This window comes from Microvirga massiliensis, assembly GCF_001006805.1.
In the GTDB taxonomy this organism is placed as follows: domain Bacteria; phylum Pseudomonadota; class Alphaproteobacteria; order Rhizobiales; family Beijerinckiaceae; genus Microvirga; species Microvirga massiliensis.
Genome location: NZ_LN811359.1, coordinates 205,875 through 229,374, shown reverse-complemented (window position 1 = coordinate 229,374; position 23,500 = coordinate 205,875). Strand labels below are relative to the sequence as shown.

Here is a 23,500-nt window from a genome sequence, read left to right as displayed (position 1 = left end):
ACAATTCCGCCCGCCCACATTCATCGTTGGGCTACAGGCCTCCCGCACCCGAGGCCGTGCTATGGCCGGCTGCGCAATCCCGCCCAGCTCCGCCGGCCACCCCGGCCGTGGCGCCAAAACCAATCATGCACTAACATTGACAGCGGACCACCTCATGGGGGCCAGCCAAGGGCGCGCCGGTGCGCACGATCCACAGCACTGCCTCGAGAAAGCGGCGGTTGTCGGTGCCCGAGCGGCCCGGATCGCCCGCTTTGCCGGGCAGCAGCGGCGCCACCCGTTCCCACTGCGCATCGCTCAACACACTGCGACCCAAGGCTGACCTCCGTTTGCCAGCCTTGAATCTGATTTGCCACCACCAGGGAATCCCGACCAAGTCGATGAATGTCAACGGACCCTAGTCTGTACCTGGGTTAGATACCTGCAGCCATGCCGTCCTTGCGGTGGTCGCTGGCGCCGTAAAGCACGCCCCGATCATGATCGATGAGGATCGCTTGGCAGCCACCAATCGGAGCCTCCATCCACTCGATGTCGTGGCCTCGTCGGACGAGTTCCTCGGCGACGTCAGGTGGTATTGTCGACTCGAGCTGAAGCCGACCGGCGAATGCGAAGGATCGCGGTGCTTCCGAGGCCTGCTGGATGTCTTCGCCCCAATCCAGGACACGGGTCAGGAAGTGAGCATGGCCCGTTGCCTGGTAGTGACCTCCCATGACGCCGAACGGCATCACGGCGCGACCGTCCTTCACGACCATGCCGGGTATGATGGTGTGCAGGGGCCGTTTACCAGGAGCGATCGCGTTCGGGTGATCCGGCTGCGTCGTAAACGAGATGCCTCGGTTATGCAGCAGGACGCCTGACCGGGGTGCATAGATGCCGGTTCCGAACGCAGCGAACAGCGAGTTGATGAACGAAACCGCATTCCGGTCCTGGTCGACGACGGCGACATAGACCGTGTCCTTGTGCTCGACTGCATCGAACGTCGCTGCGGGCGAGGCACGGTCCATCGCAATCATCGCGCCAGCCCGCTGCGCCCGCTCCCCTGACAGCAGCCATGCCAAATCGGCGCGCATGTGAGCCGGGTCACCGATATGGATGTCTCGCGCCCGATAGGCCGCCTTGGTGACTTCCGCCAGGACATGGATCGCGTCGGCCTCCGACCATCCCGATACCGGGCCGAACTCCAGGGTCTTGAGCATGCGGAGCATCATCAGGGCCGCGATCCCCTGACCGTTGGGCGCACATTCATAAATGTCGCAGCCGTGATACCGTGTGCTGATCGGGGCGCAGGCTTCGCAAGTCTGAGCGTTGAAGTCCGCCTCCTCGTGGAAGCCTCCCCCAGCGCGCAGCTTTGTAACGATCTCGCGCGCAACCTCTCCTTCATAGAATGCAGCGCGGCCGCGGCGGGCTATGAGCCGCAGGGTCTCGGCCAACGCCGGTTGCCGGATCCGATCCCCGATCTCTGGAACTCTGCCGCCGGGCAGGAACTGGGCGCGGGTGTCCGGATCACGCGCGAGCTTGGCGGCATTCCGCTTCCAGTCGTACGCGACGCGCGGCGTGACCAGGTAGCCATTTTGTGCGGCCTCGATCGCGGGCCGCAGGATGCGCTCCATCGGGACTATGCCGTGTTCCGCGTGCAGCCGGCACCAGGCATCGACTGCGCCCGGAACCGTCACAGCATGGACCGATTCCGGGTCGATGCCCGACGGGCATCGCTCGGCATACCAGCCGACATCCGCCCCGGCTGGAGCGCGGCCCGAGCCATTCAACGCTTGCGGAATCCCCGCCGCCGGCGAATAGAGCACGAACGTGTCGCCGCCAATGCCGGTCATGCCGGGATCGACTACGGACTGAACCGCAACTGCGCAGAGGGCCGCGTCCATGGCGTTGCCGCCTTCGCGAAGCAGTTCCAGCGCAGCGAGGGTGGAGACCGGATGCGAGGTGGCGACCATGCCCTCGGATGCGACTGCCATCGAGCGGCCAGGCCGCGTGAAATTCCTCATTCCTGTCCCTCCAGAAACGGCGCGGGCAGCGGCTCGGATGAGCCGCTGCCCCAATGCTTGCCATTTTTCAGCTTACTGCTCGAAGGCGAGGCCAGCCCAGAACGGGCCGGCGAGTCGCCTCCCCGAGATCGGAGATCATGTGGCGCAGGGCCGCCTCGTCGAGATCCTCGTGGCCGGACCGGAAGCAGCGCTCGTAGATGATGTCGCGGAGGTAGAGACGGCTCGAAGCCGGCTCTCCGGAAAGGACGCGGACCACCAGATCCTGAAAGGCCTGTGGCAGCTTCTCTTCGTAAAGACGCCGTTCCTGGCCAAAGTCAAAGGCCTCATGGGAGGCGCCCTGCGCGCCCTTCGCTCGCCGAAGCGTCTCGGTGGCAACATTGTCGACTTTCCCGTCGACAATGACGACGCCATACTGCTCGCGCGCTTCAACAACCGTAACGAACCCGTCCTCGACGTCGCGCAGCACTGCGGCCGGATCGCGCAAGAACGAGTCGCCAAAGCCACCCCCACCAGGCGAGACGATGCGAACCGTTTCGCCCGGCGCGAGCCTCAACACCTCGATCTTGGGAATCCGCCGCTCGTTCCCCTGCGAGTCAAGGATAGCCGTCGCTCCGAGCGTTCCGCCACTTCCGCCATCCCGGCTCCAGGGCCGCAGATGAAAGCGGTCCCAGCCGCGTGACGAGATCTGTGCGTGCGGGGAGAGGAGCTGGAACTCGAACATGATCCCGCTACCCCCTCGCCAGCGGCCCGGCGCGACCGCATCGTTGAGCTTGTAGCCGGTCACAAAAATCGGGCTGTCGAGCTCGAGCGACTCGATCGGTGCGTTGCGCAACGCGCCACCCGAGAAGTTGATGCCGTCGATTCCGTCCTTGCCGGGCCGTCCGCCGGAACCGCCCTGGAGCGGCTCGAGCACGTGGACCACGTAGGTGCCGGTTTCAGGCTCCAGATCGCTGAGCGTGAGGAGGCCGTACTGGCCGGAGCCGGCAGCCGGAATTCGATCCGGCGCCATCTGGCTCAACGCTCCCATGACCACATCGGAGACGCGGAGCGCCGTCGTGTAGCGAATACCAGTTGCTGCGAAACGGGTGGGATTGAGGATACTGCCCTCGGGAACCTTTACGGAAATCGGCCGAACCATTCCACGGTTGAACGGTATGCCGGGATCGGATGTCCGCAGGAAGTTCACGATTCCAAGCACCAGGAACTGGTTCAGCATGCCATGAGTGGGCAAGTTGAAAGCGGCGTTCACCTGCGGATCGGTTCCGCTGAAGTCCATCACGATGTCGCTGCCGGACTTCTCGATCGTGACATTGATCCGGACATGGTTGGTCTTGAGGAGATCGCCCTCGAGATAATCGGAGAACGTGTAACGGCCGTCCGGCAACTCCGCGATGACGGCCCGTGCCCTGGCTTCGCCGTACTCGAGAAGGCCTTTTATCAGAGCGGAGACATTGTCCGCGCCATAGTGAGCGAAGCAGTCCTCCATGCGTCGCTGGGCAGTCGTCAACGCGGCCGTCAACGCGCTGATGTCACCCCAGTTCTGATCAGGAATGCGGCAGTTGGCCAATATGAAGCGACGCATCTCCTCGTCGAGTATACCGGCCTTGAAGAGCTTCACGGGCGGAATGACCACGCCCTCCTGGAAGCGATCGCTGGCGTGCGGCGCGATGCTGCCGGGTACGATGCCGCCGACGTCAGATGAATGCACGAAGCACCACGCGAAGCAGACGATCCGGCCTTGCGAAAAGATGGGCCTGAACATCATGTAGTCGGGCAGGTGCGTGGACATGCCCTTTGCGGTGAGCGGATCGTTGGTGAGAACCACGTCGCCTGGCTCATAACTGTCGAAGCACTGGATCGCCGCCCGCATGCTCATGGACAGCATGTTGGTGACGCCGATGTTGCGAGGATAGGCGAAGACCTCTCCGTCCGTGGTCACCAGCGCGCTGTCGAAGTCCCAGGTCTCCTTCACGAAGGTCGTGAACGCCGCCCGATGGATGACATAGCCCATCTCCTCGACGATGCCGGTGAAGCGGTTGTTGAGGACCTCGAGGAGGACCTTATCGATCGCCATTGTTCGCCTCCGCGATAAGATTGCCGAATGCATCCGTGGTGGCCGTATAGCCGGCCGGAACGAATGTGGTCGTATCGTACTGAGTGATGATAGCCGGACCGAGGATCTGACGACCGGGTAGGATATGCGCGCGGTCGACGAAACGGGCAGGCTGCAGCCGGCCGTCATGGAATATCGGCCTCTCGGTCACCGCGGCCTCGAGTGGCGTGTCGCTTGACTGGATCGCCAGGGTCTCCAGCCTCGGCTTCGGTGTCTCTCCCACTGCCACAACCCGGATATCGCGCACCTCCAAGACCGCGCCGGCATTGGCGTAGCCGTAGACCTTTTCGTACTCCTGCTGGAATGCCCCAACGAGGGCGCCTGTGCCCGCAGCAAGGTCGACGTCGTCGAGAACGACCGAGATCTCGAAGGATTGGCCGTGGTAGCGCATGTCGGCGAAGCGCTGGAACCGTCGCCGCACGTAGCTCAGCTCCTGCTCGTCCAGCCAGCGGCCGCCCTGGGCCTCCAGCTCCGTGAAGGCAGCGCGGATCTGCTCGATCACGTCCGCTCCATCACGTGCGTCGAAGCGCCGGTGCACGGTGCGGACGAAGTCGCGACGGACATCGGCCACGAGGGCTCCGGTGGCGCAAAGTACGCCAGGATGCAGCGGCACGATGACTTTCTCGATCCCGATATCCCGGGCAACCAGCAGCCCATGCATCGGCCCCGCGCCGCCGAACGGCAGCAATGCGTAGTCGGAATAGTCGACACCTTTGCGGGCAAGCAGCGGAACCAGGGTTGAATAGATGTGAGAAGTTGCGATCCGGATTATGGCCTCCGAGGTCTCTTCGACGGTCTTGCCGAGGCGGTCCGCGAGCGCGCCCACGGCAGTCCTGGCCAAGTCCCGGTCGATCATGATTCGGCCACCGGCAAACTCGCCCGCCTCGATGATGCCGAGACTCACGAAGGCGTCGGTCAGTGTGGCGTCGCGTCCGCCCAGACCATAGGAAGCCGGACCCGGTCGGGCACCGGCGCTGCGCGGTCCCACCTTGAGAACGCCAAAGTTATCGATCCAGGCGATCGAGCCGCCGCCCGCGCCTATGGAGGTTACGTCGACTGCCGGCATGATGACGGGGAAGTTGCCGACCTGGTTCTCGGTCGAATACCGCGGCTCGCCGTCGATGATGGCGACGTCGGTGCTGGTGCCGCCCATGTCGAGCGTGATGAGCCGCTCGAACCCGGCGGCTTTCGCGACAAAGGCGGCTCCGATGGCGCCGGCCGCGGGGCCGGACATCAGGGTCTCGGTCGGGCGGGCTGCCGCCTCCGCAGCCGTCATGACACCGCCGTTGGACTTGGTGCTGAGGACCGGGGCGGAGAGGCGAAACTCGCTGCGCAATCCCGCTTCCAGATCGACGAAGTAAGTTTCCATGCGTCGCCCGATGTAGGCGTTCATGGTCCCTGCGAGCGTGCGCTCGAACTCACGCATCTGAGGCCATATCTCGCTCGAGAGCGAGACGTACAGGTCGGGTGCCAGTTCGTTGAGCAGGCGCCGGGCTTCGTTCTCGTTGGCAGGGTTGCGGTAGCTGTGCAGAAATCCGACTGCCACGGCGTCGACTTTCATTTCGCGGAGTTGCTCGACCACTGCCATCATCATGGCACGGTCGACGGCAAGCGCGATCGTCCCGTCGGCAAGGCAGCGCTCGGGCACTTCGAGCACATGAGCCCTGCGGACCAGCGGCTCAGGCACCGCCGTGAAGAAGTTGAAAATGTCCGGCAGACGATGACGGCCGATATACAGGATATCCCGCAATCCTTTCGTCACCAGGAGCGCGGTTCGAGCACCGTTGTATTCCAGGATCGTGTTGACCGCCAATGTCGTGCCATGACTGAAATAGCCGATGTCTTCCGCCGAGGCCCCGGCATTCGAAAGCATTTCCGTGAGACCTCCGAACACCGAGGCCGCAGGATGGCTCCGGTCCGAGGGATACTTCAGCGCCGTAATGCGTCCGGTGGCCTCATCGAGCAAAGCGAAGTCCGTGAAGGTGCCGCCGATGTCGACACCCATCCGCAAGCGGGACATGGGGATTCCTCCTAGAAGCTCATTCTGACGTTGAAGAGACGCTGCATGAGCAGCATCAGGCCGCCGACGATGACGATTTGCGCCGTGGAGGCAGCCGCGATGGCGGGATCTCCTTCCCAGAAGATCTGAGAGAAGATGTGGATCGGCAGAGTCGTGGTCATGGGCCCAGCCACGAACAACGCGAGGTTGATGTCGCTGAACGATACGATGAACGCGAAGATCGCTCCGCTCAGAATGCTGGACCTGATGATGGGCAGGACTACGCGGACGAAAGCTTGCGTTGGCGTGCAGCCAAGGCTGATCGCTGCCTCCTCGAGCCGCTTGTCGACCGCCACCAGGCCCGCGCCGACCACGCGGATCACATATGGTACTCCGAGCAGCGTGTGCCCGACCGTGATAGCCCAGAAGCTGCCTGCCAGGCCGAGGCTGGCATACACGAGATAGAGAGCCGCTCCGAGCAGGATGCTGGGGATCAGGAGCGGCAGCATGAAGAAGCTCTCGACCGCATCCCTGGCGAAGATCCGGGATCGGGCCAAGCCGATCGCAGCCAAGGTCCCGATCGTCGTGGCGAGCACCGAGGCAATCGTCGCGACAGGCAGGCTTATCAGGAAGAGCGAGTCCCGGAAGGCCGCAAGTCCGAAGAACTTCTCATACCAGCGGAACGAGACTTCCGTTGTCGGGATGCGGAAGCCGGACGTCGGATTGAACGAGACCAGCACGACCACGATAATCGGGGCTAGGAGGAAGAGGTACACGAGAGCGACGAATACCCGCAGGAATGGGCTCTTCGAGTACATGGCGGCCCTCCCTCACCCTTGACCAGCTGTGGCCGCGACCGCCCGCCGATCGAGGATGCGCCCCACCCACAGGCTGAACACCATCAGGGCGATCACGATCGCGATCAGCACGACTGCCATCGCCGATGCGAAAGGCCAATTCATCGCTGTGATGACCTGGTCGTAAATTTCGTTGCCGATCATCCGGTTGGAGCGGCCACCCATGAGGGCAGGGGTGATCACGACGCTGATGGCGACCACGAAACTCAGCACCGCGCCCGACGCCAGTCCCGGTATGGCCAGCGGGATGACAACTCGGCGGAAGAGCTGGAAAGGCTTGGCCCCGAGATTGGTGGCGGCCTCCTCGAGCGAGATGGGGATCTTCTCGACCGCCGCCATCGTCGGCAGCACCATGAGTGGGAGGCAGATCTGCACCAGTGCGATGACCACGGCGGCTTCCGTGTTCATGACGAACAGCCAGCGACCGAGCCCCAGCTCGACCGAGATCTGGTTGATGAGACCATTACGGCCGAGCAGGATCATCCAGCCGAAGGCGCGTATAACCGTACTCACCATCATTGGCATGACGATCAGGAAGAGGCCGACCGCCAGCATCCGCCGTGAGCACCGGGCGAGCCAGTAAGCAAGCGGCGCACCGAGGATCAAGCACGCGACTGTCGTAACGGCGCCGATACGCAGAGTCCGCAGGACGACTTCGACATAATAAGTGTCAAGCAGCCGCGCGTAGTTCCCGGCTGTTGGCAGCATCAACCAGATCGATTGCGGGCTGTAGGTGAGAAAGCTGATGGTGCCGAGATAGAGCACAGGCAGCAGGAGACCGCCGACCAGCAGGACGATGTATGGCCCGAGCAGCCACACCCAGAGTGGCACCCTGGCGTGCCAGTCGATCCGCGGCAGCTCATCGGTGAAGGACAAAGACGTCATCGACATCGATTCGAACACTCACGTTCGGCGAGGCGATTCTGGATGCGGCCTCGCGAGTGGTCTTGAAGGCCGCGGTCAGAGATGGCAGACCGGGCACGTCGATGCGCACCTGGGTATCCTCGCCGAGGAACTCGATATCCCGCACCGTGCCCGTGAAGGGCGAGCCGCCTTCCGATGTCCCGGTCCCGCCGATGGTGACGTCCTCCGGGCGGACCACGGCCCAGACCGAATCACCGGGTTTCACCGTCGCGTCGTCCGGCAGTCGCGCCATGAGAAAGTGGCCGGAGCCGATCCGCAGTCGCGCGGTCGAGCCTTCACGCCTCTCGATAAGGCCGTCCAGGATGTTGCACTGGCCGATGAAGCCAGCCACGAAGCGCGAAGCGGGCCGGCGATAGATCTCGATCGGGGTTCCGACCTGCTCGATCCGTCCATTGGACAGGACGGCGATCCGGTCGGACATGGCGAGCGCCTCGGTCTGGTCGTGGGTTACGAATATTGTTGTCTGTCCGAGCTGTCGCTGAAGCGCACGCAGCTCGTCTCGCATCTGCTGTCTGAGCTTCAGGTCGAGGCTGGAAAGCGGCTCGTCCAGAAGCAGCAGCGGCGGCTTCAGCACCAGGGAGCGGGCAAGGGCCACGCGTTGCTGCTGCCCTCCGGAGATTTGCGACGGCATCCTGTTTCCGAGCCCGCTGAGACCGACGAGATCCAGGGCCCATTCGACACGACGGCGGATCTCATCGGCGTGGATCTTCCGGATCGCGAGTCCGAAAGCGACGTTTCCCGCTACATTCAAATGCGGAAACAGTGCATGGCTCTGGAACACGAGCCCCAGCTCGCGGCTGTAGGCCGGCTTGATGTCGAGCCGCTCCCCGCCCAGGAAGATCTGGCCGGAGGTTGGCGTTTCGAACCCGGCGATGCATCGAAGGGTCGTGGACTTGCCGCATCCGCTCGGTCCCAGGAGCGAGAAGAACTCGCCCTGCTGGACCGTGAACGAGAGCGGCCCGACCGTGACGGAATTGGCATAACTCTTGGTGAGCGAGACGACGTCGAGCATCGCATTGCGACCGATGTCCATGACGTGACGACCCCGCACTCAGGCGCTTAGGACTTCCTTGTTCCACCGCTCCAGGTATTGGGACCGATGCTCGTTCACTTTCTTCCAGTTGAGCTTGGCGGTCTTCTCAAGAGCACCCGGCGGGATCGCGATTCCCTCCAGCTCGGGCGGCAGCTTCAGCGTCTTGTTGGATGGCGGGTATTTGGACCACCTCGTGAATTCGAGCTGCTTCTGCGGATCCAACGTAGTCTGGACGAAGGCTTGGCTCTGCTTCGTGTAGGGGCTGCCCTTGGTGATCGAGAAGCCACTGCCGACCAGGACCGTGCCGGGCACGATCTCGAAAGCGGCCGGGATCTTGGCCTCCTGGAGTCGCGCCGTCCGCCCGTTCCAGTAAGGCATCATGACGACCTCGCCGCTTTCCATCAGGCGGGTGCCGTGATCGGCGTTTTCGACTACGACCGCCTTGTTCTTGCGCACCATCTCGGCCACGGCCGCGATGCCGGGGTCGATATTGTCCTCGGTTCCGCCGAGCTCCTTGTTGACGGCGTGCAGCCAGGCCATGCCGTACCAGCCGTAGGCAGGAATGCCGACCAGACCTTTGTAGTCGTTGAGCAGAAGATCCTTGAACGAGGCTGGCCGCTTGGCTTCCTTGGTATTCCAGCACATGCCGAACAGGAGGATATTGAAGGCGGCATAGAAATCGCCCTCTTTGGCCTCCGGGTAGATGTCGCCAAGCCCGGTCACGATTGAGGGGTCGTAGGCCTCCAGGCAGCTGGAGGCGTTCAGCAGGTCATAATCCGCCTGCGGGCCGTTCGAGACATCGAACGGCGGGTTTCCGCAGCTCGCCAGAATCTTGGAAGCCGCCACGGACTCGAGCTGTGCCGAATGGACGGCTTCAAGGCCTTGTGCCTTGGCGAAGGGCTCCACGAAGATCCGCCTCAGCGTGTCGCCCCAGGTGCCCCCGGTGGCCGCCCAGGTGAAGGGGCGGGACTGAGCGAAGGCGGGCGTGATCAGGCTCTGGCTGGTAAGCGCCGCCCCCACCATCACGCTTGACCCGATCATGGTGAGGACTTCGCGCCTTGAAATTCCGTTGCTCATGACGTCCTCGCGAGTTGGCTCAGCCATTGCATGGGTTGATGCTCCAAAGCGCTTGACGGGGGCATCCAAAGGTGGGCGCGGCCAGCAGGAGCTTTCGCCGGGCGCCGGGGCGCGATCTCCGGGTCCATCCGGATCGCACCCCGGCCCACTTGAAATCCTGATGATCCTTACCCCATGATGCTGATCATAACTGGGGGAAGGAACCGAGGTCAGAGCGAATATATGCGTATAAGGCTGAATGAATGAGTGCCTGGGATGGCCTGATCAAGCGGTACCGTATGATCAATGGGCTGACACAAGCAGCCCTGGCGGAGGTTCTTGGCGTCGAGCAGGCAACGATCTCCCGATGGGAGCGCGGAAATCACACCCCTGACCTCAGCATTCAGAGAAAGCTGCGCGACCTTATCTCGGCGACTCTCCGCAACGACTGCATTGTGTATCACCGGATCCGCTGTTCTCTCATGGCTGTGAAACTGGCCGACAGGAACGGTCGCAATCACGCAGCCTCCCTTAACGCTGCCATGCTTCACGGCGTGACACCCGTCCAGCTCCAGCACCTGGATTATCGCGTGTTGTTCACTGATGTATTGGAGCAGCAGTGGCGGGAGGCGCTGACGGTCGGGTTCTTCAGGGGCGAGATCGCAAGCGTTACCGTAGTCAATCCGTGGCGGCCGGCCGGCATTGCCGATCTGCGCTACAGCGAATGCTGCTGGACTCCCGCCATGCTTTCAGACGGGGAAATCCTCCTGGTGAGTGAGATCCACCAGATCGATGAGGCGAGCTACCTCAGGGTGCGCGATGCGAGTCCGATGAGGATCACAGCAATGGATGACTTGCTGAGATGAAGCTTCAGTCTGTTGCGAGCGATTGCCGCAAGCCCTTGGTGGGCCGGCTGCGCCTCGTTAGCAGTGAGCCTGCGTGCCCGTGGACGGGACGCCACGACATGACCGCGGCATACCACGCCACTACCGCTCCCGGTGCATGCGGCTCACGCTGACGAACACACGAAGCGTGGCGTTTCCATTCCACATCGATGGCACTGGATGATCCAAGTTCTCCCACCCCGACGGGGCACACAAGGCGAAGATCGGGTGCGAAAGGCGTTGCTGGGCCTCCCGACATCAGTGATGTGCGGCGAAATCGTTCATCACTGTTGTGCGGGCTACCCGGATCGACCGCGTCGGAGCCGGCGTATTGCGGCTGCGTCCGACGAATCTCGGCCGACCGTCGGTGATGACTGCTCCGACGGCAGCGATATCGCCATTGCGCAACGCGCTCAGCGCATCGCCCGTCGCGCCTCCGGCACAGGCGTCGAGCAGGATGATGTCGGCGTCCCGACCGCGAGCGACGATGCCGCTGTTGAGGCCATACACGCGGGCGTTGTTGCCGGTTGCCGCAGCGATGGCGATCTCGGGCGCCATGCCGCCGAGGGAGGCGAGGTGGCTCACGGTATAGAGAATGCCCAGGGGCATGATGCCACTGCCGGTCGGAGTGTCGGTCGCGACGAGCAGGCGCTCCAGGGCCTCCTTCTCCTCAAGCAGCCGGGCGACGAGCAAGGCCGTCCTCAGGTTGCCCGCCGTGCAGATCTGCAGAGCGATCGCCGATTCGTTGACCAAGCGGGGAAAGTCGGCGTCCGGCATTGCGACCGGGCCACCGTTCACATGGAAGGACACGTCCGGATTCATCGCGAGCACAGGATCGGCCCAGATGCCCGACGAGCCCGGGATGGAGGAGCCGCCAGTATGGGCCATGGTGATCATGCCGCTCTCGCGGGCCATCCGGACAAACGGCGCATAGTCGTAGGGGCTCGCAAACGCCCCGAACCCGGCCTTGGCCAGCCGCACGCAATTGCGGGCGAGCTCGTCAAAATCCTCGCGCGTCAGGCCCGGCTCGAGGATGACCGCGCCCGCATGGACGCGCATGCCGCCGGGACGGAAATGCTCGAAGCACTTGCGTGCCGCGATGGCGAGAGCCTTCACACCGGCCGGATCGCCCGGTCGGCCCGGAACATGAACCTCGGATGCGCTGATGGCCGTCGTAATTCCACCGTGGGTGTAGCTCTCGAGAAATCCAACCGTCTTCTGTCGGGGTGTGTAGTCGCCGAATGTGATGTGCACATGCGAGTCGATCAGTCCCGGGCAGGCGACCGCGCCCGCGGCGTCGATGATCACGTCGCATGCTTCGACGTCCGCCGCGCTCGCCGTCCCTACAATGGCGATGCTGCTATCCCTGCAGATGATGGTGTCGCCTGCAATGACGGGCTCGGCGAGGTCGCCGGTGATGATCGTTCCGATGTTGACGATCGCGGTCTGGAACAGGGCGCTCATCGTCATGCCCTGGCCGCCACGGCCTCGTGCGTGAGTCCACCCACACGTGCATTGAGCCGGCCGCGGTTGGACAGACAGAAGATGATGGCGATCTCGTCCGGCAGGGGTGCCCCCGGCAACGTCAGGCTCATGCCATCATAGTGCGAGCGGACATATACATCGTCCTTGTGGTTCATCGGGATATCGATCGAGGCGCCTGCGGCGGCGACCTTCGTCATCGATGAGATCCAGGCTTTGCCTCCGCCGGCCGCCTCTCGGAACGGCTCCGCGAATACCGTCGTCAGCAGGGCGTTGGCATGCTCCTGCTCGCCTGCGACGCCGACAATTCCGCCCTTGCCGTAACTCTGCACCTCGTGCGGTCCGAGGGCCACCCGTGCCTCCTCGGCGAGCTGTCGGCCGAGCTCCCGGCTGGCCTCGATCATTGGCGTGAGGTCCTCGACATACCGTCCCGCGAAGGGATTCTGCACGACGGCCACCACGGCGACCTTCCGGAGGGGGACCTTGGCCGGTTGCCCGGCCTCCTCGAATTTCACCTCGGTGACTGTCCAGGAGCGGCGGATGGTGAGCTTCACGACGGGATCTCCAAGAGAATGGCTGCGACGCGGCAATTATTGTCCTATCTCAGTTTCAGGGTCCACAGACTTGCAGCGATATTTTTCAGGCGCTGATTTGCCTGTCGACCGGGAAGCAGGATTGCCGAGGGGACCATCGCGAGAGGACATGGCTTGGATCGGCGGAGTCAAGTCAGCAGGGTTGAGCGATGATGCTCACCCGTTCGGCGCTACATCGCACTCCTGAATTCTGATTGTTGACCGTCGGAAATCAGGTGATCTAGGATAACTGGGCGCCATCCGAGACGGCGTCTTATGATGGTGGGGCCAGACGCTCGTCTGCCAAGATTGTCGACGAGCCCGGCTCCGACGAGGCCATAAGAGACTCAGGGAGTGAACGAATGACCAGGAACTGGCTTGCCGCCGTTTTCGGGGCGGCCGCGCTGATCGGGTTCGGCGGCGGCGCGCAATCTGCCGATGTGGTTCTGAAGCTGGCGCACGAGGCGCCGGCCACCGCGATCAAGGGGCGGTCAGCCGACAAGCTCGCGGAGCTGGTCGAGAAATACTCGAACGGGACCGTGAAGATCAACGTGTTCCCGGGCGGACAGCTGGTCCCGACGACGGAGGAGATTCGTGCCGCGGTTCGCGGGCAGGTCGATATCATTGCGCCCTATACGAGCTACTATTCGGCCATCGACGCGGCGTGGGACATTTTCTACCAGCCCTTCCTGTTCAAGTCGCCCGAGCAGGCGATCGAGGTTTTCGGCGGGCCCATCGGCCAGACGCTCCTGGGCAAACTCGACCAGCGCGGGCTCAAGGGCCTGTCGATCTGGCACGATGGACCGGTCTACGCCTTCACGAAGGGTGAGCCCGCGCTGACCCCGGACGCGCTCAAGGGCCAGAAGGTGCGCGTCGCGCCGTCCAAGCCGATCGAAATGATGCTGCAGAACATCGGCGCCACGAGCATCACCATGCCTGCCACCGAGGTGTATCTCGCCCTCCAGCAGGGCGTGGTGAACGGCGTCATCACCACTCCGACCTACACTGCGCCCGCTCGCTGGGGCGAGGTGCTCACAACCATGACGCGCGCGCTCTGGGGCGTCGGCGGATACGGCGTCGCCATGAACAAGCGCAGCTGGGAGCGCATGGACGCCGCCCAGCAGGAGGCCTTCATGCGCGCGGTCAAGGAGGTCGAGAAGTGGAATCAGGAGCAGACCCTGGACAACATCCGTGCGTCGGAGGCCGCGCTGGCGAGCGGAGGCATGAAGATCCTCGACCTGACCACGGATCAGCGCCAGGTCTGGACCGACATCGCGAAGAATGTCTGGGCTGCCTCGACGGACGAGGTCAAGAAGATGATCACTGACGTGCAACAATCTCACTAGGAGAAGGGAGCATGGGGACGGCTTTCGTTCAGCGCGCAGTCAGATTCTGGGACTGGTTCGAAACCCAGGTCGGCGGCCTTTTCCTCTTCGTCTCCGTGCTCCTCGTCTTCCTCCAGATCGTGCTGCGTTCCGTGTTCAGCATCGGCATCAGCGGGCTTTATGAGATGGCGACGTTCTGCGTGATCTTCAGTGTCATGCTGACCGCCAGCCTGGGCATAAAGCGCAACATTCACGTGCGGATCGATATCCTCAGCAATATCGTTCCAGCCAACGTTGCGCTCGTGCTCGAGCTGATCGCGATGACGATCATACTGGTCGTCTCGGTCTATCTGACCTACTCCGGCTTTCTCCTGATCGAAGAGAGCCTTCTGCTCGGCGACAGCACACTCGGGACCGTGCAGGTCCCGATGTGGATTCCGCAACTGATCATGCCGATCGGAGGGCTTCTGATGAGCCTTCGCACGATCGAGCGACTCCACTTCATCATCTCGGCCGGCTCCCGCTCCACCCAGGACGCCGCCGCTGATGCGCATGTCGTCTGACCGACCTGCCACTGTAGAGGACGTTCCCTGGTGCTGAATGTCGTCGGAGCCTTTGGCCTCAGCGTCCTTATCGGGACGCCGATCGCTTTCGCGCTGATCTTCTCCGGCCTCGTATATGTCGTCTCGACGGGCGAGTATCCGAGCACGCTCTCGTCCTATCTCTTCGCGACTCTCAATTCGGGCGGCTTGCTCGCTATCCCGTTTTTCATCCTCTCTGCGGAAATCCTCAATCGCAGCGGTGCCACTAAGTGCCTTATCGCGATGGTCGACGCCTGGATCGGGCATAATCGCGGAGGACTGCCGGTCGTGGCGGTGATTGCCGTCGCGTTCTTCTCCGCCATCTGCGGCTCCTCGGCCGCCACAGCTGCAGCAATCGGCTCGGTCATGATTCCCGAGATGATCGCGCGCGGCTACGATCGCCGGTTCACGGTCGGGCTCATCGCGACGGCAGGCGGGCTCGGCATTCTGATCCCGCCATCCATCCCGCTGATCATTTACGGGATGATCACGGAGATCTCGATCGACCGGCTCTTCACGGCGGCCATGTTGCCCGGCCTCTGTCTGGCAGGAATCCTTTGTGTCGTGGCGTACTTCATGGGGCGGCGCTCCGGCGTGCTGCCTTCGCCACGCCGCTCATGGTCCGAGCGCTTGATCGCGACCTGGCAGGCGAGCGGCATCCTCCTGATGCCTGTGATCATCCTCGGCGGGATCAATACCGGGCTCTTCACCGCGACCGAAAGCGCTGCCATCGCCTGCGTTTACGCGCTCGTTCTGGCTGTCGTCGGATTCCGGGTGCCGCTGCGCGAGATCCCCGCCATGCTGACGGGCTCGGCTTCGACCGCCGCCATGATCCTTCTCATCCTCGCGGCCGCGAACCTCTTCAGCTACGCACTCACGTCGGAACGGGTGCCCCATGCGGTTTTCGATTATCTGACAAGGCTGCAGCTGGAGCGCTGGCAGCTCCTGCTGATGCTCATGCTGTTCTTCATCGTGGCCGGGATGTTCCTCGAAGTCATCTCGATCATCCTGATCACGATGCCGATCCTCCTGCCGGTCCTGACAAATGCCGGGATCGACCCGGTGCACTTCGCCGTGCTGCTTGTCATCAACATGGAGCTTGCGGTGATCACGCCGCCGATCGGGCTCAACCTGTTCGTCATCAGCGCCATCAGCAATGTGCCGGTAATGGACGTGTTCCGAGGAACGCTTCCGTTCGCCCTTGTATTGGTCCTGTTCCTCCTCGGGCTGATGTATATCCCGGGCGCGGAATGGCTCACGAGTCCATGACCGTCGGATCTCGATCGGGCATGGCTGAACTGGAGTCGCGGAAGGCGGCGGCAGCTGCCGCCCGGACGCGGGAGGATAGATGCCGGATCGCAAGGATATCCCGGATTGGCTGCCTGTCATTCGGAGCGACACGGCGGTCAAGTACACGACAATCGTAGACGCGATCGCCAACGCGATCGAGACGGGAAGCTTGTCCGAAGGCCAGCGGCTGCCGCCCCATCGCGAGCTGGCGGGCCTGCTTGGCGTGACGGTCGCGACGGTCACCAAGGCGATTACGGACCTCAACCGGCGCGGCCTCTTGGCGAGCCGGCGCGGCTCGGGGACCTACGTCCGCGGCCCGCGCTCGATCGGGATCGCTGTCGAGCCCGCCGATGGCCCCATGGATCTCGCCATCAACCGTCCCGCCGTCGGCCCGGTTGCCGCGGCGCTGGCGCAGGCCCTCGCGGACGTGAGCACCGCGCATAATGACGTGCGCCTCTTCGGCTACGAGCCGGTCGGTGGCTCGCCGGAGCACCGCCGGGCCGGCACGATCTGGCTTGCGGAGCGGGGAATCGAGGTCGCAGACGAGCAGATCATCGTCACGCAGGGTGCCAACGAGGGGCTCCTCACGGCCCTCGCAGCGGTAGCGCGGCCGGGTGACACCGTCCTGTGCGAGGAGGTGAATTATGCGGGCCTGCGGCGCATCGCGCACCTCCTTGGTCTCACCCTTGCCGGTGTGGCGATCGATGCGAAGGGAATGATCCCGGCCTCCCTTGAGGAGGCCGCACGCCGGCACGAGGCACGCGCTGTCGTCTGCACGCCCGTTACCCACAACCCCACCGGAGCCACGCTGGATGCCGCCCGTCGCCGTGAGCTGGTCAGAGTGGCTCAGCGTGCCGGGATCATGCTGATCGAGGACGATATCAACGGGCATCTCGGGGGCGAGGAAACCGAGACGCTCTTCGCGCTCGCGCCCGAGCAGACGATTTACGTTACGAGCATGTCGAAGTGCCTCAGTGCCGGTCTGCGCGTCGGCTTCCTAGCGGCGTCGCGCTCCATGGCGCCGCGCCTGCGGGACGCCCTTTACGCGACGAACTGGACGGCGCCGTCACTTCACGCGGCCATCGCGGCGCGGCTCATCACGACAGGGGCCGCACGCCGTTGCGTAGCCGATCAACGGCGGGAGGCATCCGCGCGCGTCGGGCTGGCACGGCGCCATCTGGGACGTCGTGTTCTCGCGGAAGCGCCAGCCTACCATGTCTGGATTCCCGTCGACCGTTCGATGCGGGCCGAGGAGCTGTGCGTGGACCTCCTCAAGGAGAGCGTCATCGTCTCGCCGGCCCACCACTTTGCCGTTCCGGGAGGTCCTGTGCCCAACGCGATCCGGATCAGCCTCGGTAGCGTCGAAGACCGTGCCGAGCTGGAGACTGCGCTCGCCCTCGTTGCGGAGCGGCTCATTCCCCAGGCCATGGTGGTGGGCGCTATTGCCTGAGAGTCTCACCCGGAGGGTCATATGCGCATCACAGTGCGGCTCAAGCATTATACTAGGACAATATCCATTTGCGTCTAATTTTTCTGCCGATTGTATTGCGATTACCTCGGAATCGTGACACTACATTCATGGCGGCGCCGGGCTGCCAAGGGACATGACAAGACAGCGACTGGAGAGCGAGACCATGGTTTATGTGAGCAACGAGATACTCGTGACCGGGGAGCCCTATACGCCCGGTCTGTCCCGCTCCTACGTCGCCCAGCGCTACGGTTTCGCGCCGGAGGAAATCGCAAAGCTCGGCTCGGCGGAGAACCCGCTCGGTCCGTCTCCCAAGGCCCTTGTCGCGGTTGCCGGCGCATTCGGCGAGCTCGACCTCTACCCGAGCTGGACCGCCGAGAGGCTGCGGGAGAAGATCGCTGCGAAATATGGTTTCAAGCCCGATCAGGTGGTCTGCGGGACTGGCGAGACGGAAGTCATCGCCTGCGTCATTCGCGCTTTCGCCAAGCCGGGCGACAAGATCGTGATGTACAAGCCCTGCTTCCCGATCTATCACATCTTCGCGGAGAACGAGGGGCGGGTTCCCGTGTACGTGGAGATGGGATCCGGGTTCGAGTTTCGCATTGACCACTACATCGAGACGATGCGGTCTTCGGAAGCGCGCATCGCCTTCCTGACGAACCCTCACAGCCCGTCCGGCAAGCTGATGAGCGAGGCCGACATCAGGCGTGTCTGCGAGGCGGCCGGCGACACGCTCGTCGTTCTCGACGAGGCCTACATCCACTTCACGGAAACCGAGGGCAGCCTGCACCTCGTGCGCGATTACGAGAACCTGATCGTGCTGCGGACCTTCTCGAAGGCGTTCGGTCTCGCGGGCTTGCGTGCGGGCTTCGGCGTCGCCTCCGCCGAACGCATCGTTCCTCTCCTGAACATCAAGCCGACCTGGAACATGGGGTGTGCGCAGACGGCGGGCGCCGCCGCGGCACTCGACGACGACGACCACATCGAGCGCACGGTCGCGATGATCGTGGAGATGCGGGGCTACGTGGCCCAGAGGATGTCGGCGCTGAAGGCTTTTCGCATGGTGCCGGACTCGCGCTCGAACTTTTTCCTGATTGAAATCATGCATCCCGCCCTGGACTCGACCAAGGTGTTCGAGGAGCTCCTGAGCTGCGGCGTGATTGTCAAGGACGGCTCGGTCTCGTTCAAGGGGCTCGGCAAGCGCTATCTGCGCTCCGACGTCAGCCTCCAACGCCACATGGATCGGCTGGTGGACGGGCTGATCGAGATCGAGCGGCGCGTGGCCTGAGACGGCGGAGCGGAGGGAGGTGCCGTTGCCGGCAGGGACAATTGGTGCGCCCCAAGGTCGGTTGCGCATAGGAATCGATGTCGGCGGCACCTTCACCGACGCCGTCGTCGTCGATGGCCAGTCGGGCGCGTGTATCGAGGCGTTCAAGATACCCTCGACTCCGGACGATCCGGGTCAGGCAGTGCTTGGCGCCCTGCGTCGCATCGGCGAGCGGTGGACGCTGAGCGACGCCACCGTGTGTCACGGCACCACCGTGGGAACGAATGCGCTGATCGAGCGCAAAGGGGGGCCGACAGCCCTCGTCACCACTCGGGGCTTCCGCGACGTGCTTGCGCTCCGGCGGCAGGCGCGGCCTGAGCTCTACACGTTCGACCAGCGGCTCAGCGAGCCGCTGGTCGAGCGCGACGCCCGGATCGAGCTGGCCGAGCGCATCGCGCACGACGGATCTGTTGTCGAGCCCGTCTCCGGCCTGGAGGACGTCGTCGATGCCATTCGCGCGCGGAATGTTGCTTCCATTGCGGTTTGCCTGATCAATGCCTACGCTTCGCCGGCGCACGAGAAGCGGGTGGAGGAAATGCTTCGGCAGGCCTTCCCGGGGGTGTTCGTCTCGACGTCGAGCGACGTGGCGCCCGAGATCCGGGAGTTCGAGCGCACTAGTACAACGGTCGTCAACGCCTATATCGGGCCGGCAGTCAGCCGCTATATCACCGCGCTCGCTGCGGGCGTGCGTCGTATCGGTGCCCGCGCGCTCTACGTGGTGAAGTCGAACGGCGGCCTCACGTCCCCGGCCAACGCGGCGCGCTATCCCGTGCATCTGGTGGAGTCAGGGCCGGCGGCAGGACTGACGGCTACGGCGAAGTTCGGAAGATCGATCGGCCGGGAGAACGTGCTCGCCTTCGACATGGGCGGCACGACCGCCAAGGCGGGAGTCGTGGTCGCCGGGGAGCCGCGCCTTACCGACGAATTCTACGCGGACGCCCTGGTGGAGGGGCGCAACGTCGGGGGCTTCCCGATCCTCAGCTCCGTGACCGACCTCGTCGAGATCGGCGCGGGCGGCGGCAGCCTCGCTTGGCTCGACGAAGCCGGCGTCCTCAAGGTCGGGCCCCGCAGCGCCGGAGCCCGGCCGGGCCCGGCCTGCTACGGCCAGGGCGGTGAACTGCCCACCGTTACGGACGCGCACGCAGTGATCGGGACTCTGGTCCCGGAACTCCTGGCGGCCTCGACCATCGAGCTGCGCCGGGACCTGGCGCGTCGCGCGATCGCCACTCACCTGGCCGGGCCGCTTGGATGGTCCGTGGAGAGAGCCGCCCACGCGATCCTCGACATTGCGGTCGCCAACATGGCCGAGATGGTGCGCCTCGCGACCGTCAGGCGCGGGCTCGATCCGCGCGACTTCATTCTCGTCCCGTCGGGTGGCGCCGGTCCGCTGCACGCGGTCGCCATCGCCCGGGAGGTCGGCATCTCGGAAATCGTGGTGCCGCCGTTGCCGGGCATGTTCAGCGCGCTCGGCGCCATAATGTCGCCCATCCGTCACGACGTCAGCGCTTCGATGCTGCGTCTCGTGCGCGACATCCGGCGCGAGGATCTCGAACAGGCGTTCGTGCCGCTTCACGAGAAGCTCGACGGGCTTTTCGCGGCCGAGCAGGAGCCGGTGGAGCCCCCGCGCACGAGACGCTTCATCGACGTACGATTCCGGGGACAGCTGTTCCAGCTAAAGATTCCTCTCGGGGATTTGGACGCGCCGCTTCCCGATGCCATGGCGCTGGACGAGCTGTTCAGGGCGGCCTACGCGTCCGAGTATGGCTTCGACTTGCCGAACGGAGTGCCCGAGATCGTCAACCTCCGCCTTTCGGCCACGGTAGACCCCGGCGGGGCAGGGCGGCCTTTCACATCCCTCATGGATGGTGCCGCATTGGAGTTGCCAGCCGGAATGCGCACCGCGATCATCGGTGCCGACGGAATGGAGACCGCTGTTCCCGTTCATGTCGCCGGTGCGAGCCTGGTCGGCCGAACGCTTGACGGTCCGGCTATCCTTGCCATCGGCGGAGCGACCGTGTGGCTTCATGTGGGGACCGCCGCCCGGGTCGACGACTGCGGCAGCGTCCACATAAGGGTGTCTTGCTCGTTATGACGAATGCAACAGGGCTTCTCCGATCTGACCCCGTCACCTTCGAGGTCATCCGCAACGGCCTTTATGCGATCTGCGAGGAGATGAAGACCGTCCTGATGAGGACGTCGTTCTCGCCGCTCCTGAGCCTTTCAGCCGACCTGTCCTGTGCGATCCTCGATCGCGATGGCAATGTTGCCGCCCAGGGCAACGACATTCCGGTCCATCTCGGCGCGATGCCTTTCACGGGTCGTGCAGCCCTCGCCGCGTTCCCGCTCGACACTTGGCGGCCTGGCGATGCCGTGCTGATGAACGATCCCTATCTCGGCGGCACACATCTGCCCGACATGTCGATGCTGACGCCAGTGTTCCAAGACGGGCGGCTGCTGGCCTTCGCTGCGACGCGCGTGCATTGGCCTGACGTGGGCGGCATCGCGGCCGGCAGCTCGTCCATCGCCGATGAGATCATCAAGGAGGGGCTCCGCGTCCCACCCGTCAAGATCATCGTGCAGGGCGAGGTCCAGCAGAGCATCCTCAGCATTATCCTCGCCAACGTGCGTATTCCCGATGACCGCCTGGGGGATTTTCGAGCTCAGCAGGCGGCGAACGATCGTGGCGTGGACCGGCTGCGCCAGATCGCGGCCCGCTACGGGGCCGAGATGCTGACATCGGTTCTGGCCGAATCCCAGCATTACAGCCATCTGCAGGTGCGCGCCCGGCTGGAGCGGCTTCCGGACGCGGAAGTCGTGCTCGCGGAGACCCTCGACGGTGACGGCTTCGATGGCCCGGGCGCGGAAGCCCTGCGCATCCAGGTTCGCGTCAGCAAGGTAGGCGATCGGTTTGATGTGGATTTCAGCGGCTCCACGGGTCCCGCGCGCGGACCGGTGAACGCACCGCTGCCGGTCACCGCATCGGCCGTCTACTACACGATGCTCGGCTTCGCCGGCGGAAACATACCTCCGAACTCGGGCGCGTATGCCAGCGCGTCGATCACCGCGCCTGAGGGCTCCGTCGTCAATGCGCGCTACCCATCCCCCGTGGTTGGCGCGAACACAGAGACCTCGAACCGCATCGTCGATCTTATCCTGGCAGCACTCGGCCAAGCCTACCCGGATCAGATCCCGGCCGGAAGCTATGGATCCGCCTGCGTCTATACGCTCGGGGGCTTCGACTCCACGCGTGGGCGGCCGTTTGTCCATTACGAGACCATCGGCGGAGGTATGGGGGCCCGGCGCGGCGCGCCCGGCTCCGGCGGGATGCGGGTGCACATGGGCAATACGATGAATCTTCCGGTGGAGGCGATGGAAGCAGCCATGCCGCTGCGCTTCAAGGCCTACGAGCTCATCGAGGGATCCGGGGGCAGCGGCCGGTGGAGGGGCGGCGAGGGGGTCCGCAAGGAGGTCGAGATCCTGACGGATGCGGTGCATGCCTCGGTGCTCGGCGAGCGCAGCCATACGCAAGCGAACGGCGTCGCCGGGGGCGGACCGGGGGCCTGCGCATCGTTCACGGTTCACCGGGCCACGGGCGTCCGGGAAGAACTCGCCTCCAAGAGTGGTCCGCATCGCCTGAACGCAGGCGACCGCATCGAGTTTCGCACCGCCGGTGGCGGCGGCTGGGGTTCACCAAGTCATGAAGACGAGGGGAGGCAGGGATGACAGTATCAGAGACGCGGCGCGGTGACACCGCGCGAGCCATCAGGATCGGATTGCTCGTTCCCTCGTCGAACACGGTGATGGAGAACGACCTCCACAAGGGTCTCCCGAAGGAGAGATATACGGTCCATACGGCGCGCATGTATCTTGAGGAGACCACGCGGGCCGGCGAGATCGAGATGATCGAGGAGCATGCGCCGAAAGCTGCGGCCGACGTGGGTACGGCGGGGCTCGATCTGCTGGTCTTCGGCTGCACATCCGGCGGTTCGCTGTTTGGCCTCGACTATGACAGGAAGGTCTGCCGGGACCTCGGCATCTTGGCACGCTGCCCGACGCTCGGCACCATCTCGGCCGTGAACGAGGCATTGGACGCACGCGGGTTCAAGAGGCTCGCCGTCATCACACCCTATATTGATGATCTGACCGAAGCAGTTGCCCGGGCAGCGGAGAACAATGGCCGCAAGGTCGTCGCGGCACACGGGATGGGCATCGACGTCAATGTCGAGCTGGCGACGCCGGGCCCTGCCGAGATCGTCGCCTTCGCGACCGACAGGCTGCGTGGCATGGAGATGGATGGCGTCTTCGTCTCGTGCACGAACTTCCGTGCCCTCGACGCACTTGCAGAACTCGAGGCGGCTCTCGGCGTGCGGGTCGTGACGAGCAACTCCGCTGTGCTGGAGGGCATAAGAAAAAAATTCGACTGAGCTCCGGGCCTAAGGATCCGTCCGGCAGCTCGGCGATCCTGGGTAGTGGCTTGAGCCTCGGAGAAGCGGCCCAGCTCTCCGGGGCATCAGCGCCCGCCTCATCCGTCGTCCGTGAAGAACTCGCAACGCACTGACTGTGTGTGAGTTTTGGGATTCGGCCCGAATGCG

General features: G+C 64.1%; 18 protein-coding genes and 2 pseudogenes. 10 read left to right on the top strand and 10 right to left on the bottom strand.

From position 1 onward, the window contains the following. Window positions 1-134 (top strand): annotated as a pseudogene (locus BN1233_RS47320) (IS3 family transposase); the annotation flags it as partial. 35 nt (window positions 135-169) lie between these two features. Here the strand turns inward: BN1233_RS47320 and BN1233_RS27155 are convergent. From BN1233_RS27155 to BN1233_RS27120, 8 genes and pseudogenes are all read right to left on the bottom strand, one after another. Beyond that, window positions 170-313, bottom strand: a pseudogene (locus tag BN1233_RS27155) (transposase); the annotation flags it as partial. Window positions 314-410: 97 nt separating this feature from the next. Further along, window positions 411-1,997, bottom strand: coding sequence for a gamma-glutamyltransferase family protein (locus BN1233_RS27150; RefSeq protein ID WP_046866760.1), 1,587 nt, complete (start codon window positions 1,995-1,997; stop codon window positions 411-413). A gap of 67 nt (window positions 1,998-2,064) precedes the next feature. Beyond that, complete coding sequence (locus tag BN1233_RS27145) at window positions 2,065-4,071, bottom strand: hydantoinase B/oxoprolinase family protein (RefSeq protein WP_048710291.1); 2,007 nt, start codon at window positions 4,069-4,071, stop codon at window positions 2,065-2,067. Next, window positions 4,058-6,130 (bottom strand): hydantoinase/oxoprolinase family protein, encoded by a 2,073-nt coding sequence (locus BN1233_RS27140; RefSeq protein WP_046866759.1) that lies wholly within the window; start codon window positions 6,128-6,130, stop codon window positions 4,058-4,060. Before BN1233_RS27140 ends, BN1233_RS27145 begins: the two co-directional genes overlap by 14 nt. An 11-nt stretch (window positions 6,131-6,141) precedes the next feature. Continuing rightward, complete coding sequence (locus tag BN1233_RS27135; protein WP_046866758.1) at window positions 6,142-6,927, bottom strand: ABC transporter permease; 786 nt, start codon at window positions 6,925-6,927, stop codon at window positions 6,142-6,144. Window positions 6,928-6,939: 12 nt separating this feature from the next. Then, window positions 6,940-7,851 (bottom strand): ABC transporter permease, encoded by a 912-nt coding sequence (locus tag BN1233_RS27130; RefSeq protein ID WP_187144382.1) that lies wholly within the window; start codon window positions 7,849-7,851, stop codon window positions 6,940-6,942. Beyond that, window positions 7,826-8,923: an ABC transporter ATP-binding protein gene (locus BN1233_RS27125; RefSeq protein WP_052763948.1), complete on the bottom strand. Its 1,098-nt coding sequence runs from the start codon at window positions 8,921-8,923 to the stop codon at window positions 7,826-7,828. The genes BN1233_RS27130 and BN1233_RS27125 overlap by 26 nt, the downstream gene beginning before the upstream one ends. A gap of 18 nt (window positions 8,924-8,941) precedes the next feature. Then, window positions 8,942-10,027, bottom strand: a complete 1,086-nt coding sequence (locus BN1233_RS27120) for an extracellular solute-binding protein (RefSeq protein WP_046866757.1) — start codon at window positions 10,025-10,027, stop codon at window positions 8,942-8,944. 215 nt (window positions 10,028-10,242) lie between these two features. Between BN1233_RS27120 and BN1233_RS27115 the strand changes: the two genes are divergently transcribed. Continuing rightward, window positions 10,243-10,845 (top strand): helix-turn-helix transcriptional regulator, encoded by a 603-nt coding sequence (locus BN1233_RS27115; RefSeq protein ID WP_046866756.1) that lies wholly within the window; start codon window positions 10,243-10,245, stop codon window positions 10,843-10,845. A 276-nt stretch (window positions 10,846-11,121) separates the two neighbouring features. Here the strand turns inward: BN1233_RS27115 and BN1233_RS27110 are convergent, their stop codons facing one another. Together BN1233_RS27110 and BN1233_RS27105 are read right to left on the bottom strand one after the other, a co-directional pair. Then, complete coding sequence (locus tag BN1233_RS27110) at window positions 11,122-12,333, bottom strand: amidohydrolase family protein (RefSeq protein WP_244471045.1); 1,212 nt, start codon at window positions 12,331-12,333, stop codon at window positions 11,122-11,124. Then, the gene (locus tag BN1233_RS27105; protein WP_147707575.1) at window positions 12,330-12,899 is read right to left on the bottom strand and encodes an amino acid synthesis family protein; all 570 of its coding nucleotides are present in this window, start codon (window positions 12,897-12,899) and stop codon (window positions 12,330-12,332) included. The genes BN1233_RS27110 and BN1233_RS27105 overlap by 4 nt, the downstream gene beginning before the upstream one ends. A gap of 380 nt (window positions 12,900-13,279) precedes the next feature. Between BN1233_RS27105 and BN1233_RS27100 the strand changes: the two genes are divergently transcribed. The 8 genes from BN1233_RS27100 (at window position 13,280) to BN1233_RS27065 (ending at window position 23,332) form a co-directional block, all read left to right on the top strand. Continuing rightward, window positions 13,280-14,263 (top strand): TRAP transporter substrate-binding protein, encoded by a 984-nt coding sequence (locus BN1233_RS27100; RefSeq protein WP_046866754.1) that lies wholly within the window; start codon window positions 13,280-13,282, stop codon window positions 14,261-14,263. 11 nt (window positions 14,264-14,274) lie between these two features. After that, complete coding sequence (locus BN1233_RS27095; RefSeq protein ID WP_046866753.1) at window positions 14,275-14,805, top strand: TRAP transporter small permease; 531 nt, start codon at window positions 14,275-14,277, stop codon at window positions 14,803-14,805. 30 nt (window positions 14,806-14,835) lie between these two features. Then, entirely contained in the window at window positions 14,836-16,092 is a 1,257-nt protein-coding gene (locus BN1233_RS27090) for a TRAP transporter large permease (RefSeq protein WP_197094650.1), read from the top strand. A gap of 79 nt (window positions 16,093-16,171) precedes the next feature. Next, complete coding sequence (locus tag BN1233_RS27085) at window positions 16,172-17,563, top strand: aminotransferase-like domain-containing protein (RefSeq protein WP_046866751.1); 1,392 nt, start codon at window positions 16,172-16,174, stop codon at window positions 17,561-17,563. Window positions 17,564-17,747: 184 nt separating this feature from the next. Then, window positions 17,748-18,869, top strand: a complete 1,122-nt coding sequence (locus BN1233_RS27080; protein ID WP_046866750.1) for a pyridoxal phosphate-dependent aminotransferase — start codon at window positions 17,748-17,750, stop codon at window positions 18,867-18,869. 25 nt (window positions 18,870-18,894) lie between these two features. Continuing rightward, on the top strand, window positions 18,895-21,000 hold the full coding sequence (locus BN1233_RS27075) for a hydantoinase/oxoprolinase family protein (RefSeq protein WP_187144380.1): 2,106 nt from the start codon (window positions 18,895-18,897) through the stop codon (window positions 20,998-21,000). Continuing rightward, window positions 20,997-22,631, top strand: coding sequence for a hydantoinase B/oxoprolinase family protein (locus tag BN1233_RS27070; protein ID WP_046866748.1), 1,635 nt, complete (start codon window positions 20,997-20,999; stop codon window positions 22,629-22,631). Before BN1233_RS27075 ends, BN1233_RS27070 begins: the two co-directional genes overlap by 4 nt. After that, on the top strand, window positions 22,628-23,332 hold the full coding sequence (locus BN1233_RS27065; RefSeq protein ID WP_046866747.1) for a maleate cis-trans isomerase family protein: 705 nt from the start codon (window positions 22,628-22,630) through the stop codon (window positions 23,330-23,332). Before BN1233_RS27070 ends, BN1233_RS27065 begins: the two co-directional genes overlap by 4 nt. Window positions 23,333-23,500: the final 168 nt, after the last annotated feature.

Bases quoted from the DNA above. Each gene is read 5' to 3' on its own strand.
- BN1233_RS27130 (WP_187144382.1), bottom strand. From the start codon at position 7,851: ATGACGTCTTTGTCCTTCACCGATGAGCTGCCGCGGATCGACTGGCAC.
- BN1233_RS27115 (WP_046866756.1), top strand. From the start codon at position 10,243: ATGAGTGCCTGGGATGGCCTGATCAAGCGGTACCGTATGATCAATGGG.
- BN1233_RS27065 (WP_046866747.1), top strand. From the start codon at position 22,628: ATGACAGTATCAGAGACGCGGCGCGGTGACACCGCGCGAGCCATCAGG.
- BN1233_RS27085 (WP_046866751.1), top strand. From the start codon at position 16,172: ATGCCGGATCGCAAGGATATCCCGGATTGGCTGCCTGTCATTCGGAGC.
- BN1233_RS27080 (WP_046866750.1), top strand. From the start codon at position 17,748: ATGGTTTATGTGAGCAACGAGATACTCGTGACCGGGGAGCCCTATACG.
- BN1233_RS27095 (WP_046866753.1), top strand. From the start codon at position 14,275: ATGGGGACGGCTTTCGTTCAGCGCGCAGTCAGATTCTGGGACTGGTTC.
- BN1233_RS27135 (WP_046866758.1), bottom strand. From the start codon at position 6,927: ATGTACTCGAAGAGCCCATTCCTGCGGGTATTCGTCGCTCTCGTGTAC.
- BN1233_RS27070 (WP_046866748.1), top strand. From the start codon at position 20,997: ATGACGAATGCAACAGGGCTTCTCCGATCTGACCCCGTCACCTTCGAG.
- BN1233_RS27145 (WP_048710291.1), bottom strand. From the start codon at position 4,071: ATGGCGATCGATAAGGTCCTCCTCGAGGTCCTCAACAACCGCTTCACC.
- BN1233_RS27140 (WP_046866759.1), bottom strand. From the start codon at position 6,130: ATGTCCCGCTTGCGGATGGGTGTCGACATCGGCGGCACCTTCACGGAC.
- BN1233_RS27125 (WP_052763948.1), bottom strand. From the start codon at position 8,923: ATGGACATCGGTCGCAATGCGATGCTCGACGTCGTCTCGCTCACCAAG.
- BN1233_RS27100 (WP_046866754.1), top strand. From the start codon at position 13,280: ATGACCAGGAACTGGCTTGCCGCCGTTTTCGGGGCGGCCGCGCTGATC.
- BN1233_RS27150 (WP_046866760.1), bottom strand. From the start codon at position 1,997: ATGAGGAATTTCACGCGGCCTGGCCGCTCGATGGCAGTCGCATCCGAG.
- BN1233_RS27110 (WP_244471045.1), bottom strand. From the start codon at position 12,333: ATGACGATGAGCGCCCTGTTCCAGACCGCGATCGTCAACATCGGAACG.
- BN1233_RS27120 (WP_046866757.1), bottom strand. From the start codon at position 10,027: ATGGCTGAGCCAACTCGCGAGGACGTCATGAGCAACGGAATTTCAAGG.